The 15,229-nt window shown below is 37.7% G+C and carries 11 protein-coding genes and 3 pseudogenes; 9 read left to right on the top strand and 5 right to left on the bottom strand.

Annotated features, from left to right (window positions below; translation table 11 throughout):
* Positions 1-378: 378 nt before the first annotated feature.
* Positions 379-1,551 (bottom strand): replication initiation protein, encoded by a 1,173-nt coding sequence (locus tag NI466_RS14540; RefSeq protein ID WP_044113093.1) that lies wholly within the window; start codon positions 1,549-1,551, stop codon positions 379-381.
* An 857-nt stretch (positions 1,552-2,408) separates the two neighbouring features.
* On the opposite strand from NI466_RS14540, the gene NI466_RS14535 reads away from it, so the two are divergent.
* Positions 2,409-3,182, top strand: coding sequence for a ParA family protein (locus NI466_RS14535; protein ID WP_004647772.1), 774 nt, complete (start codon positions 2,409-2,411; stop codon positions 3,180-3,182).
* A gap of 13 nt (positions 3,183-3,195) precedes the next feature.
* Positions 3,196-4,107, top strand: coding sequence for a ParB/RepB/Spo0J family partition protein (locus tag NI466_RS14530; RefSeq protein WP_004647773.1), 912 nt, complete (start codon positions 3,196-3,198; stop codon positions 4,105-4,107).
* Positions 4,108-4,157: 50 nt separating this feature from the next.
* On the opposite strand, the pseudogene NI466_RS14525 reads toward NI466_RS14530, so the two are convergent.
* Positions 4,158-4,872, bottom strand: a pseudogene (locus tag NI466_RS14525) (IS5 family transposase).
* An 889-nt stretch (positions 4,873-5,761) separates the two neighbouring features.
* Here NI466_RS14525 and NI466_RS14520 point away from each other — a divergent pair.
* Entirely contained in the window at positions 5,762-6,451 is a 690-nt protein-coding gene (locus tag NI466_RS14520) for a GntR family transcriptional regulator (protein ID WP_004647775.1), read from the top strand.
* A 316-nt stretch (positions 6,452-6,767) separates the two neighbouring features.
* Positions 6,768-7,265: pseudogene (locus NI466_RS16005) on the top strand (IS4 family transposase); the annotation flags it as partial.
* Positions 7,266-7,284: 19 nt separating this feature from the next.
* Here NI466_RS16005 and NI466_RS14510 read toward each other — a convergent pair.
* Entirely contained in the window at positions 7,285-7,458 is a 174-nt protein-coding gene (locus NI466_RS14510; RefSeq protein WP_004281965.1) for a hypothetical protein, read from the bottom strand.
* Between the two features lie 300 nt (positions 7,459-7,758).
* Here NI466_RS14510 and NI466_RS14505 point away from each other — a divergent pair, with 300 nt between their 5' ends.
* The gene (locus NI466_RS14505; RefSeq protein WP_171260806.1) at positions 7,759-7,935 is read left to right on the top strand and encodes a hypothetical protein; all 177 of its coding nucleotides are present in this window, start codon (positions 7,759-7,761) and stop codon (positions 7,933-7,935) included.
* A gap of 573 nt (positions 7,936-8,508) precedes the next feature.
* Here NI466_RS14505 and NI466_RS14500 read toward each other — a convergent pair.
* A pseudogene (locus NI466_RS14500) lies at positions 8,509-9,509 on the bottom strand (IS30 family transposase).
* A 186-nt stretch (positions 9,510-9,695) separates the two neighbouring features.
* Between NI466_RS14500 and NI466_RS14495 the strand changes: the two are divergent.
* From NI466_RS14495 to pnuC, 4 genes are all read left to right on the top strand, one after another.
* The gene (locus NI466_RS14495) at positions 9,696-9,878 is read left to right on the top strand and encodes a hypothetical protein (protein ID WP_253138651.1); all 183 of its coding nucleotides are present in this window, start codon (positions 9,696-9,698) and stop codon (positions 9,876-9,878) included.
* 409 nt (positions 9,879-10,287) lie between these two features.
* On the top strand, positions 10,288-11,493 hold the full coding sequence (locus NI466_RS14490) for a phosphotransferase enzyme family protein (protein ID WP_086044964.1): 1,206 nt from the start codon (positions 10,288-10,290) through the stop codon (positions 11,491-11,493).
* A gap of 40 nt (positions 11,494-11,533) precedes the next feature.
* Positions 11,534-13,702, top strand: a complete 2,169-nt coding sequence (locus NI466_RS14485; protein WP_086044963.1) for a TonB-dependent siderophore receptor — start codon at positions 11,534-11,536, stop codon at positions 13,700-13,702.
* A gap of 28 nt (positions 13,703-13,730) precedes the next feature.
* On the top strand, positions 13,731-14,300 hold the full coding sequence (gene pnuC, locus NI466_RS14480) for a nicotinamide riboside transporter PnuC (protein WP_004281962.1): 570 nt from the start codon (positions 13,731-13,733) through the stop codon (positions 14,298-14,300).
* A 177-nt stretch (positions 14,301-14,477) separates the two neighbouring features.
* Here pnuC and NI466_RS14475 read toward each other — a convergent pair.
* On the bottom strand, positions 14,478-15,229 hold a 752-nt coding region (locus tag NI466_RS14475; protein ID WP_253173916.1), incomplete at its 5' end, for an aldehyde dehydrogenase family protein.

Genomic DNA, 15,229 nt, shown 5'->3' with positions numbered 1-15,229 from the left:
GAAATTATCAAAGTTCTGTTGCTTTAGCCTGTATATTTTTATGGCTACCTTTATAGGGTTAATTATGAACAGTAAATGTCAACAGACCCTAGTTATTTGTAGTCATAAATTTAGTCTCCACTTGTTTTTAAGTGGGGACTAAATTAAGGCTTATAGGATGAATTCATAAGGTGTGTTCAGCGAACACTTACGTTTTGAATAGATTTAAGGAATTAGGCAGACCTCATACCCAAGTTGTCACTTAAATTTGGATAACTTAGGGAAGATCTATCTCTAAAGCCTTTATCTAACAGAGTCGTTTTTATCCTAGGGTCCTTACCACTTGTATTCTTTACAAACATATATTTAAAAAAGTGTAGCAAGTTGCTACACTTTTCGCTAGATCAGCTCTTTACCAAAAATATCATTCAGTCTTTCACGAATACTTTGAACGAATTCTGGATTATTTTTAAGTTTATGCTTCATATTTCGTTTAAAGTCATTCAGCCCCATACCAATTTCAGCAAAATCCATTTGGAATAAAGTGTCATTAATGACAATATTTGCTTGAGAGTCAGTGAGGCATCCTACTTTTTTAAACCACTTCTTGAACTGCTGATAATTTTCATCATTATTAAAAATATACCAAGAACGTACATTCGTATCGAATTTAGCCCCTAATTCTTTTACGGATGCATTGTCTTCAAATGGAACATCAAGATAGATTTTTTCAATCACTGCAATTTCATCCAGTGCCTTATCAGCAATCCGATGATGCAGTTTAAAATTCACACCTACAATTGGACGGCCTTTCTTAACGGTTTCATACTCTAATTGTAGATCTGTATTTTCGTTAATTTCTGTCACTATTTTGTCTAATACATAGCGTCTAAAATCTACCCAGCGATCATATTTGGTTTCATTAATATCAATCAGTGCTTTCAAGTTTTCTAAAAGCAATGGCACTTCATAACTCTTTTGATTGGCGTACTTAAATTCGTTTTTAATGAAATAAGTATAAAGACTCATACTGGCAACAGAATCTAGGGCAAAAAGATGTTTTAGCTGATAGGTAGTAAAATTACCCCCAGCCAATTGAGTGAAATACGGCAACACCTCACTAGTAAAACGAATCTGAATCGCATTTTTAGAGTCATCTTCCCATCTTAACTCACGGATAATGGGAACGACAGAATGTACTTTTTTAGTCTTTCTCTTACCATTATCAGCAGGCTCCTCAATAATAAAATGAGCTACCCGGGATGAAAGCTCTTTATAGATCCGATCTATTGCAACATTAATTGAATTACGTTTATTTAATCCTAGTAAATCTGCCAAATCATCCTTATACAAATAAATATAAGTTTGTTCGGTAATTTCACCATCTACCCTATTTTTCTCACTATAATTCGCAACCGCCATTGCATATAGAAGTGCCTTATATTCATTGGATGACAACTCGATTGGGCGAATTAAGCGGTTACTGGTACTGACAACGCCATTATGGCGAATGTTGCCTATACAGTAGGGAATATAATTCGTTTCTTCTTGCAATGGTTCAGATTCTGTCATAACCGTGATATTTATAATTTGACTTAGTTTTTATATACAAAAGTGGAAAAACTTTCAAGACTTTCACCACAAGATTCTAAAAGTGGAAGGTCCGTCATCAAAAAAAAGCGTTATTATCCGATTTTTTGCCTTTAAAGTGGAATTAAATACAGTATTTCCACCCTACAGTGACAGACCTTCCACCTTTAGCCCCCGAAATTACAGTTTAGAATGACTATTTTTACTTTTTTCACCCACATTCAGATAGGTTAAGTTAAATAGAAACCCTGATGTGACAAGGCTTCCACCTTTCAGTTAGATTCGAAAGGTATAACTGCACATATAATCATCAGGAAATATCCAATAAAAACAGATTATCCACAGGTTAAGAACATACAGTGACAACCCTTCCACCTTTAAGGCTTAGTTACGAGACTTTATTAACATATTAAATAATTGTTTTTTAAATTATTTTTAAATAAAAATAGCGGTTTAAAAAATAGCAGTGACAAACCTTCCACCCTAGTGACAGACCTTCCACTTTAGAGTGACAAACCTTCCACTTTAGAGTGACAAACCTTCCACTTTAGAGTGACAGACCTTCCACTTTAGAGTGACAGACCTTCCACTTTATGGTGACAAACCTTCCACTTTTAAAACTCTAAGCATTTGTTTTATATAATAAAAATGTACTCTTAATTATTAATTAGCTAAATAACTAATTATTCTAATTATTAATTAAGCTAGCTTAGTTAAAGATTTATTTTTAAGCTGTTTTACATCTGAACAAATAGGATTTATAAATTTTAAAACTATAGTAAGATGAGTGAAAGTTATTTATATTACTAAACATTCAAATACGGAAGCATCTGACACGCATGTCTGCAAAAATTATTACTGTTGCTAACCATAAAGGCGGATGTGGCAAAACAACGACTGTTGTGCACCTAGCCTCAGAACTTGCCAATCTGGGCAACAAGGTTTTAGTCATTGATTTAGATCCTCAAGCAAACGCAAGTTTACACATTGGGATCCAACATCCAAGCGAAATTGTTGTGACTACAGCAGAATTACTAGTGGGCGATATTTCGTTGTTGGCAGATGCATTACAAGAAGAAACGAACTTTGAAAAAGTATCATTAATTTATGGTTCCTTGAATTTAGGAAAAACTGAAGACCAACTAAAAGAAGAAGCTCCCCGTCCTTCTGAAGAGTTAAATATCAAGTTAGAACTGTTAAAAGATCTTTATGATTTTATATTGATCGACTGTCCACCTAGTCTTAAATTATTAACCAGCAATGCCCTGGCATCTTCAACACATGTCATTATCCCTATCGAATCCGGATCACAATATGGATTGTATGGGGTAACAGATCTTTTAAATCATCTTGAAAAGATCAAACGTATTAATCCAGATTTAGAGCTTTTAGGCGCTTTACTAATTAAGCATGATGAACGTCAGAATGTCTGTAAGCTGATTCGGAATGAAGCCTTGAAACAGGTAGGAAAACTTTTAGAGACTACCATTCCTCAAAGTACTAAAGTTAATCAAGCAGCGATTCTGCAACAATCACTTTTGAACGTAGAAAAAAATTCAAAAGTACGTAAGGCTTTTGAAAGCCTTGCCAATGAAATTGTAGCTAAAGTTTAAACCTGAGAGTATTATGGCAAGCACCAAAGAGCTTTTAGCTCAGAAACTGAAACAGAATACAGAAAAACATCAGCAAGCACAGAAAGACAATATTAGAGAGCTGAAAGAGTTTAGACGTAATGTTCCTATTGAGGATATCAGCCGTAGTCCAAACCAGCCGCGTAAATTATTTGAAGAGTCACAATTAAAAGAACTGGCGGATTCCATTGACGAAGTCGGTCTTTTGCAGCCCATTACAGTGCGTAAACTTGATAATCTGAAATATGAACTCATTGCAGGCGAGCGGCGCTTACGGGCGCACCATTTACTCGGCAAGTCTGTGATTGAAGCTATTATCATTGATGCGAATAATGTAGAAGCATCTTTGTTAACCTTAGCAGAGAATTTAAAGCGTCAGGACCTGACAGATTATGAAATTTTTATTGGCCTGAACTCACTTGATGAGAAGTTAAAGAAAAACAAGCAACGTTTAGCCAATTCACTGGGTTTAAATCGCGAAGATATGTACAAGTATTTAGCGTACGAAAAACTGCCTCAAGTAATTTTAAATGACCTTGATGTGGAACCAGGCCTACTAGGTCGTACTGCTGCAACTGCATTCAAAAAATTTCTGTCGGATCATATAGAGCAACTTTCTGAGGCCGAAAAGGCTTTGCTAGGGGCTTGGGAAAAAGTAAAAGACAAAAAACTAGAGCAAAGTAAAGTTACTGCCTATGCTGAAAAAATATTGAGTCAGGATCCAGGAAAACTGACCACAACATCTGTGGTTAGAAAAATTGAATATGCAGGTAAGATTGCGGGGAATATCAAACTCAATCAAAAACAGCTTAAGGTTTCTCTGAATATCTCGGAAATTGACGAAGCTAGTCTCTTACAACTAGAAGATTTTTTAAAACAGCTGATTCAGAAAAGTGAAAAAGTGTAGCAATTTGCTACACTTTTTTTTGACAATCTCAAACTAGGGCGTGTCATCAATTAAGCCAGATAGATCGCTGATAAGAAGTTTTGAGCCAATTTATCATAGCGTGTGGCAATAGCACGATATTGTTTGAGCTTGGCAAAAAATTTCTCGATCAGATGTCTTGCCTTGTAGATATGTCAATCATAATCACGCTGATCAATAGAATTACTTTTCGCTGGCATCACAACTTGACCCTTCGCCTCTAAAATTAGATCAATGACCCGATCCCTGGAGTTGTAGGCTTTATCCATAAGCCAGGTCTGGCTCAACGATAAGTCCAGCAACACATCTGAACCGTTTAAGTCATGAACCTGCCCATCCGTGAGATAAAATCCTGTCGGGTTGCCTAAAGCATCAGTACGGGCATGAATTTTGGTGCTTAAGCCCCCTTTACTGCGCCTATTCGCCTGATTTCCCCCCAGCGCTGTGTTGGTAAGCACGTACAATGGGGTGCAGTCTAACATCACATATTCATTGTCACGGTCATGTGACAGCACTTCAAAGACTCTCTGCCACACACCTGTTTTAGCCCAAAGACTAAAACGAGTATGCACTACTCTAAAATCACCGAAGCGTTCGGGTAAGTCTCGCCACGGGATACCTGAACGATAGCGCTTCAACAAATAGTCGGTTATCTTTGGCCGTTACTCCAACAGTACCCATTCGTCCAGGTAACAGATCTTTAACCTGTTCCCACCAATCATCTATTAATGCATAGCGTTTATTCATGAAGAAATTATGAGGACCGGTAGGATTTTCTCAAGCTAATTGATGACACCCTAATTCAAAATAAAAAAAGGTTTTTAAATATTATTTCTATAAGTCAATGTGACATTGACTTATACCAGGTTTTAATTGACTCAGCTTAGATAGTGTATGGGGGCCTAAAAAATTAATTAATTTATGTCTATAGAAAAAATAGAAATAAATGTTCATATATCAATGATATATGGTTGTTTTTTATAATAAATAGCCTAAGCAATTATTAGTAAATATATGTTTTTTGGATATGGTATAATTAGCTAAAAATCCAGACATCAGTGGTAAATTAAAATAAATCTTAAAATATGCCAGCCTTAAACCACAGCTTTAATTTTTGCCTACAGACAGCAGCCCAAGACGTTACCTAGTGTCACGTTACGGAACCACACTCAGTGAGCTTGCCGAATTCAACAGATCTAGAGATCTTAGTATATTGCCCTATAAATCCCATTTTCTTAAAGATTACCTTTAGATAGTCAAAGGCATTCAAGTGTACAGATAGGGACTGTGCCAGGAAACGTGCTAGTATGGAGGTGGGCAATAACTGCTTAGAATCAAGGTACGTGATTTTCTCAGTCGACTATTACGAATAGCCGCCATTTGGTAGATGCCTTTTAGTTAGATTGAACCGTCACCACTCTCCTAGACAAATTTAGTCTATTCTTTTTGCATAAATGATAACATTATGAATGGACAACGATATTCTCTCAGAATCACGTATTAATCATGCTGCTAAACATTCTCATTAAAACAAGGGAATGCATCTTTTTACTGATCGTACCTTGTTTTTAATTTTCCTCTGTTCTTTAATTTAGTACTATCTTTATCATTTATGAGCACTCACTGGATTCACTGAATGAAGTATATGGAAATCAGAGATTTGATTGAGGCTGAATTGAAAAATTATAGTTCTAATCAAATGATTCCATCCGAACGGTACTTGGCATTAAAGTTTGACTGTTCAAGGGAAACAGTGCGTAAGGCCTATGAACAGCTTCGTGCCGAAGATAAAATTTTCAAACGGCAAAATCTCGGCTGGTTCGTGAGTAATAAAAAAATTCAATATTCTCCAAACTCAATTGAAAATTTTCGTTCTTATATGAAGGCACAGGGTTTTAATGTCAGAACTGAACTAATCTCGACCAGACAGTTGGAGCGATTGGATCACAGTAATCTTTTTAGTGAAGAAAATCGTAAATTGGGCTTTATTGAAATTATTCGTTTACGTTATGCTGATGATGTACCTGTACTTCTAGAATATAATTATTTACCTGTTGCGCTGTTTCCAAATGTGCTGAATTATGATGTGATTACTTCGGTACAAGATGTCATTAAAAATCACTTTCATTATAATTACACGAGTAGTCAGTTAAAAATTAAAAATACCGGTGTGTCTCATTTTGAGAGCCAGCACTTAGGTATTCCTTTAAGTCAAACCGCCACTTATATTGAACGTATTTCAAAATCAGATGATCTAGTGATTGAATATGACATCGAAATCTGGTCACAGGACAAAATTGAAATGACCTTAGATATTCAAGCATAAGCTTATATTTATATCCTGCCCATTCAAATCCTAAGAAGTTAAATGGTTTTAGGATTTTTTTTATTTTCTTAGATTAGCATTAGACCGCCTTCATAAATCATTCTTACTCAGTTGCAAATTATAAATTCCAGCAACTAGATTGAATCTCAAAAGGGGGGCTTTTAGCTCTATTGCGATAACGTTCTGAAAGCATTTTGAAAGTTTTTAGACTGCCAATCCATACTTAATTTCTATTCTTCTTTATTGATTTCCTGATTATAGATTTTTAGTTCAGGATCCAGTTTACAGCGGCTTTTGGCCTCTAATGGCAACAGGGTATTGGGAAGCGCGTTTGATTGAGGTTAAGCAGGCAGGGAAAATTAGACGTTATATCACTTTATTAATGGACCCAAAGACATATCCACTGATAGGCTTGGCGAAGCTTTATGCTCAGCGCTGGGAAATAAAAATGTGTTACCGAGAAATCAAAAGTGATTTACAGGAGGGCAAGCATTTGAGGAGCAAGCAACCTGATTTAGTTTATCAAGAATTATGGGGGGTATTGCCTATAATATTCTAAGAAGACAATGAAACATATGGCTCAACGTGCAAAAGTCAGTCCTTTGAGAACCAGCTTTCATATTGCATCTATTGGCATTCTGAATATATTAAGATTCGACTCTTTAGACTCCGCAGGTAATTTACCTAAACATTTAGAAAGTTTACTGGAAAAATCTAAGAGATATGTTTTGCCTGAGAGGGAGTGAGGAGTTGCCCACGAGTTATGAAAGGGACACCACAGAAATACCCAAGAAAATGCCAGTCAATTTCTTAACTGACCGGCATTCCTTTAATTAAGGGCTTTCAGATGATTCAGATTTTTTGTCTTTCTCATTTCCATAATCTAAAGCAACCTGTTGTGCTTCGGCGGCGGCAGTTGCTTCTATTGGAATGGATTCATCTGCAATAGCTACTGTTCCAGTAAATCCAAATAAGCTCAGGATTAGAATCTTTGAATACTTTTCCATCTGAATTTCCTCTATGTTTCTAAAACTTAATTTCAGTGTAGAGGCTAAGTTTAAATTCCGATGTATGAGCTATGTCTGCGTATGTAAGATATTCAGGATCCAAGTTATAGAACCTTGGGTTTAGGTAAGAATACTTATCGGATGAGTTTTTTTTGTAGCGTTAATTGGCCAAATACAGACCGATTTTCTTAAAAATCTTTTATAGCGAAGATAATTTAATGGCAAATTATAAAAAGAGCATAGCAAATGGTCAACTGCGGTAATCCCCCCTACAATAAAATCCAAGAAGAAATAAACAATATGGAACCAGGTACGATGAAATGGATCAGCAATAATATTGAGTTAAATGACATGCAGGGTGTCCATACTTTCTTATTAAGTTTAGAAGAAGAAGGTGGTGTTGATATGATCGCAGTAGGTCATGAGTCTTATATAGGACATCGCCCAGTACATAAGGTTAAGTTTGAAAAGAATTAGCACATCCTCTGAGAGATTTTTCTTTACCAGCCCTATCTTTGTAACATCCAGTAATTTTTTTGTAACCTTATTGTTATTTATTGTTCACTTTGTTTATTATATAAAAGATGAAAGGTGGAGAATTTAAGATGCTCACTAAGGTCGAAGCCATTGTGATTTCACTAATGGTAATTGCATTAATACTCATTATTTATGAAATGGGACAAGGACTTAATTGGACTTTATAAATGCTTTCTCAGCTTAAAAAAAGTTCTCAATTGATGGCATTAATTTATTTATCAGAAGTTTCAGAATTTTGATCTTATGCTTGGCTGACTAAAGATGAATAATATCTATATTGGTGATATTGTTTACCTAGTTTACGGTAGTCATCCAATGATGGTTGAAAAATTGCACGATAATTTAGCTACTTGTATATGGTTCAGTGATAAAAAACATTTTTTCCGTAAGAATTTTCCCTTAAATATCTTAATAAAAAAACGTAATTCAACAAAATATACCTGTATAGATTAAGCTTGAAAATTATCTTAAAGCTTCAATAGAACTGAATCAAAGCACCTTAGGCGGGCGAATTCAAACATGAGGTGCGATAGTTTCAAAAGCCTTATGATAATCAATAAGCTGAGAAAATTTCTCTAATAGTGTAAGCCAATCTAACGCTTTTCTAGGACGAGTATTCAGTGGCATGGCAACTTGATTTAAATAATGCTGATCTGCCTGATTTAAATCAATCCCTTTAGGTAAATATTGCCTAATTAAACCATTCATATTTTCGCATGTGCCTTTTTGCCATGGTGAATGTGGGTCACAGAAATATACATCTATGCCTAAATTTTACCATCTCACGTCCACGGTCATAGGTCAACGTTTCACGCAGTTCTCAGGTAAATATTTCAGAGCTTTAGTTAAAGCCTTGCGCACTGATTCTGCCTTTGCATCAGATAATGTTGCCAAGATACAGAGCTGTGTATTTCGTTCAATAAGTGTTGCTATCGAACTTTTATTGTCTTTACCTTTAATTAAATCGGCTTCCCAATGACCCGGTATCTTTCTTGAACTTCGGCTGGGCGCTCATGAATAGTTTTAATATCCTGTAATATAGAATCTTTTTTAGGTTCACCGTTAGCTTTTCGCTTTTTATTTTCATGATGCAGACAGGATAATAAGTCTTTTTTCAACTCACCCTTTGGTAATGCTCGTATCGTTGAATAAATCGTTGTATGGCTTACATTCATTGTTTGATCCAAATCAGGAATTGTCTTTAAACGCTTCGATATTTGCTGAGGAGACCATAAACAACGGATCGCTTCAACAATAAATCTCCAGAGGATTGAATCGATTTTGAGCTTTCTGTGACTACGTCTACGTCTAGCGAAGGTGTTATCAGAAGCATATCGAGCTTGATAAACGTCATTGATACTATTTCTTTTAAGCTCACCATAGATCGTACTTGGATGTCTTTTAATGAGTTCGGCAAATTTTCTTGGTGAAAAGCCTTCTTTTCTTGACTCAAGCATTAATGCAGTACGATCTTCAAAGTTAAGATGATGGTATGACAATTTTATATACTCCATACCCTTTAAATTAATTAGGTGGTTTATGTCGCACTTCAAGTTTTACTCTGCCTTGCCTCTAATATTATTGAGAAACTGATTGATCAAAGTATTTCAAATTAAGAAATAAATAATTTTATATTTAGCTCTGATGGGATAACCATCAGGGTATTTTTTTGTCATTAAAATCTAATTTGAGACATCATTATGAATGATTTTTTTTTAGAAACGAATCGAAGCATCAAAATCAATGACATTGAAGTTCGTCAGATACAGATGAAAGACTTCGATACCTGGGCAATCCATACTGAGCCGTTAAAGAACTTCATTAAAGACCAAAATCATTCAAGTGTACAGGTCATTCGACCATGGCATGTGTTACTGATCTGAACAATGAATCACTGGTGGAATTTGCTGCTGATAAACAGGGATTTAAAGAGCTACGTAGTGAAGTCATGAAAATGAATTACGGTACATTTCAAAACTACGTTATCGCTTGAACTGAGGATAAGAAAGCTTGTTTGAATCGATATATTTCATCCGCAGATTATGCGCGAATGCTAAGAAATCTGGAGTTCGAATATTAACCAAAAAGAAGATCATTTTTTGATTTATGCGAGAGATCTATTTTATTTTTATATTTATAAGGCTAAACTTGCCTCCAATTTAATACTGGTATGTACCACTTAATTTTAGGGCGTGTCTTCAATATTAAATGTATTTAAAAATACTGTTTGCATGTTCGCCTAAACAATGATTTTCCATTATTACATAATGATCTGGCTCAGGAATATTGATAATGACCACAATGACTGATGATTTAGGTCATGGTATGGGCAATGCCTGGGAACATAAAGACTGGGCACATATTTCTGATCCAGAATTACAAAGCCTGCAGCAGCATTATTCCTGTTTACAAGGTCATATTCAGATTTTGTGGTGTAGTCCCCGGCCATTTTCATCTGCGGCGCTGGTCAAGGTGGAGCAGGATTTTGTGAGCAGGGATGAAGCAGTCGCGCATCAGTATTTGATCAAGCGCAGTCATTGTTCATTTCGTCGTGCCCACGATATTTTACAGGAGCATGCCGTTCTTCAGCATTTAGCCAGCAAAGAAATTCCTGTTGCAGCATTGATTAGGTCAAATCAAGATCTGACTGCTTTAGAGCTGGGTGACTGGACGTATGAAGTCTATGCAAAAGCAGCCGGTTTAGATCTGTATGCAGATCAGCAATCCTGGAAACCTTTTTTCTATGCTGAACATGCCGCCAAGGCAGGGGCTTTACTGGCCAGACTACATCTGGCGATGCAGGATTTTCCCGAACAGCAGGGCAGATCAGCATCTTATTTGGTTTCCAATCAGCAGCTTTTAGACAGTGAAAATATCATTACAGCCATTCAACAGCGCATTGCAAACAGTTCAGAATTAAGCCGTTATTTTGCCGATAAAAATTTAGATCCTTACTTTTTAGATCGAATCTTACAGGTTCACCAGCGTATTCAGCCTGTATTGCAACAGGCAAGCAAAATTTGGACCCATAACGATTTACACGCTTCTAATCTGTTTTGGTCAGCGCCGGATGCCAAAGCTGAAATTACTGCCGTAATTGATTTTGGTTTATCTGACCGAAACTCTGCACTTTATGATCTGGCTGTGACGATTGAACGTAATTTCATTGATTGGTTGGAATTAGAGCAGAGCCCACATATTCCGATTGATGAAGCCGGTTTAACCGCTTTTCTCCATGCTTATTTTTCCGAGATACATCCACAAGAAGATTTTAGTATTTTGCCAGAACTGCTGAAAATCGTGCATCTGGATTTCGCTTTTTCAGAGCTGGAGTATTTTGTGGGTATTACCCACAACCTCAACCATGCAGATGCGGCTTATTACGACTGGATTATCGGTCATGTGGACTGGTTCTTTGGCGAACAAGGCCAACAATTTACCCAGACTTTAACTCGGCTCATTCAACATGAATTGCAAGCTTCTCAATGCTCTCTCTAAACCCCGCATCATCACCCACTTCACATACATAAGGTTTCGTATGAACACTCGTCAATTCAAACAGAATGTATTAACCCGATCTTTAAAAATGATCATTCTGTCACCGCTGTGTTTAGCCCCGCTGACTTATGCTGAAGACGCTGTGCAACAGCTTGACACGATTGTTATCACCGCCGATCAAAGCATTCCTTACTCGAGTGCCAAAGTGAATGTTGAAGGATTTGCTACGAACAGTCTGCAAAAACTCCCTGCATCGGTCTCTATCTTGACTGCCGATCTCATTGCTGAACAACATGCTCGTGTGCTGAGCGATGTGGTAAAAAATGATGCAGCCATCGGTGAGGGCTATGCTGCAATTGGCTATTATCCAAACTTTGTCTCGCGTGGCTTTGCACTCGATTTGGCATCAAGCTACCTCATTAATGGCAATGTGATTCGTGGTGAACAAAATGTTGCACTTGAAAACAAAGAACGTGTGGAAATTTTAAAAGGCATTTCCGCGATTCAAAGTGGTATGTCGACCCCGGGTGGTGTGGTCAATTATGTCACCAAGCGACCTAAAGATATCCAGGCCCTGACATTCTCTGCTGATCAACATGGACAGTTTTCAGTGGCAACTGATCTAGGTGGTTTTTGGGGTGATGAGCAACAATTCGGATATCGCATCAATCTGGTGAATGAACAGATGGATTCTTATGTCGATCATGTGGAGGGTGAACGCTATTTAGCGGCATTGGCATTGGATTGGAAGATGTCAGCGCAATCCAAAGTAGAACTTGATCTTGAAGCACAGCGTTCCGAACAAAAATCAGTGCCAGGTTATCAATTACTGGATGGCAAAGTCCCAGAAAATGTGAAATGGGAGCGTTTACTTGGTTATCAGACTTGGGGTAAACCGGTCACGATCGATAGTCTGAATAGCAGTTTAAAATATAGCTATGCTTTGAATAGTGACTGGAATCTGGGACTCGTTGCAGCACACAGTAAATCCAGAGTTGATGACTATTCAAGCTTTGCTTATGGTTATTATCGGGAAGGCTGTCTGGAAGAGTATTCCTGTAACACGTTTGGTAAAGCTGGCGAGTATGATATTTACGATTATCAGAATCCAGATGAAACCTTTAAAACCAACCAATTTAAAGTCAAACTAGATGGGGTGATTGATACCAATTGGGCGCAACATTATCTAAATTTTGATATTACACAAACCAATAAATCGCGAGATCGTTTTGCTGGTGTCAATGAATGGATTGGTGTAGGTAATATTTATACAGAAACCATAGATTTTTCCCCAGTAACAGCGAATGCTGGACCAAAATATCAAGCACTTAAAAGTAAACAAACTGCATTTACAGCATTAGACCGTATTGAATGGAATGAACATTGGACAACTTTGATTGGCGGAAAATGGATCGAGCTTGATGAACAAGCTTATGACGAAGATCAGGTAAAGGTACGCGATAACGATTTAGGCAAATTTTTACCACAGTTTGCAGTGAGTTATAGTCCAGTAGAGTCAACGACTCTGTATGCCGCTTATGCGAAAGGTTTGTCAGATGGAAAGACAGCGCCTTGGTTTGCAGATAATGCTGCTGAAACTCTAGCACCGATCTATTCAGAGCAATATGAAATTGGTTTCAAACAACAGATCCATGATTTCCTGTTGACTGCAGCCGTTTTTGATTTACGTCAGGACAATCAATATAGCAAGCCGATTTCAGGACTTCGCTATTTTATTGCGGAAGGCGAACAGCATAGTCAGGGCCTGGAATTAGGACTGAATGGTGCATTAACCGACCATCTGGCCTTAACTTCATCTTTAGCCTTGACCAAAGCCCGTTTAGAAAATGTGGAAGCGGTTGAATATGGTAATCATCAGGCGCAAAACGTGCCAAAAGTTCGTTTCGCAACACATCTTCGCTATAACGTACCGAGCATTGCAGGTTTCACTGTTCTGGCAGGTGGTCAATACAGTTCCAGCAAATATGCCAACAAAGAGGGTGCTGCGAAAGTTGCAGGTTATAGTGTGGTTGATTTATGCGCTGCTTATCAATTTAAGCTAAATACGACCGATGCATTGCTGCGCTTGAATATTAATAATCTGTTCAACAAGAAATACTGGCGTGATGCAGGTGAATTTTTGGGTGATGATTATTTATTCTTGGGTTCGCCGCGTACAGCAACCTTGTCATTCAATCTGAACTTCTAAATTGGCTGCTTAATCAGGTTATATTGCTATGGAAAATATAGAAATTGCAGCGTTCATTTTAAACGTTTTAGGTGTCTGGCTGACCTCCAAACAATATAAAGTCTGCTGGTTGGTGAATATTGTCGCTGTATTTTTATATATGATTATTTTTTATCGTGTCAATTTATTTGCAGACGCAGCATTACAAGCCGTATTTATCTTGATGCAACTGTATGGCTGGTATAGCTGGTCGAAGAAAAATCATGACCAGGCGATCACCGTGCAGATTGGCTATTTGAATAAAAAAATCTGGGTATATAGCCTGATTGTGGGTATTGTCGCCGGTCTGGTGATTGGCGCCTTATTTGCTCATTTCACCACAGCATCACTCCCTTGGTTGGATTCCATGTTGGCTTCTTTTAGCTTGGTGGCAAGTTATTGGGCGGCAAAAAAATATATTGAAAGCTGGGGATTATGGTGTGTGTTAGATGTGATTTATGTCGGCATGTATAGCTATAAGTCATTGTATTTAACCGCCGTGCTTTATTTTATTTTTATTCTTCTGGCACTCAATGGCTGGAGAATGTGGCGAAATCTTTATAGAGTGAAATTATCTTGAAATGACACTATTGCAAATAGAAATTTGAGGTGATGCTCTTTCCTTTAAAAAAAGTATTTATAGACTAAAAACTTTATTTGAATTGGCCGCAGCTTGAAGATGTTGCTGATATTTTGTGAAAGCTAGCTACCATACATTCAAAGCGAACCGAAGTTCGCTTTGAATGTATTTCACTTCTTAAAAGAACCCGGCTGGTTTGGTCGAATAGCTGACTAGCAAGTTTTTAGTCTGCTGATAATGATCCAGCATCATTCTATGATTCTCACGCCCAATCCCTGATTTTTTATAACCACCGAAAGCCGCATGGGCAGGGTAGATGTGATAACAGTTAGTCCAGACCCGACCTGCCTGAATAGCACGGCCTGCACGGTAAGAGGTATGCGCTGAGCGTGACCAGACACCGGCACCGAGTCCATAAATCGTATCATTGGCGATCTTGATCGCATCATCAAAGTCTTTAAAGGTGGTCACAGCCAATACAGGCCCGAAGATTTCATCCTGGAAGGTCTTCATGTCATTGGTGCCTTTAAAGATAGTCGGCTCAATATAGAAACCTTGACCCACTTCCTGACGTGCTTCACCACCAGTCAGGATCTGTGCGCCTTCTTCACGACCAGTGGCAATACAGCCCAGAATCTTGTCCTGCTGTTCCTGTGAGGCTTGCGCGCCAATCATGGTGTCAGTATCCAGCGGATGCCCGGTTTTAATCCGTTTCACCCGTTCAACGGCACGCGCCAGAAATTCGTCAGCAATACTTTCCTGGATCAGCGCACGCGATGGACAGGTGCAGATTTCACCCTGGTTCAGGGCAAACATGGCAAAACCTTCCAGCGCTTTGTCCAGATAATCGTCTTCCTGATCCATGATGTCGGCAAAGAAAAGATTTGGTGATTTACCGCCGAGTTCCAGAGTCACCGGAATAATATTTT

The organism is Acinetobacter lwoffii (assembly GCF_024129595.1).
Taxonomy (GTDB): domain Bacteria; phylum Pseudomonadota; class Gammaproteobacteria; order Pseudomonadales; family Moraxellaceae; genus Acinetobacter; species Acinetobacter lwoffii_O.
Note: the sequence above shows the minus strand (reverse complement) of the source record. Positions and strands in the feature narration are given on the sequence as shown.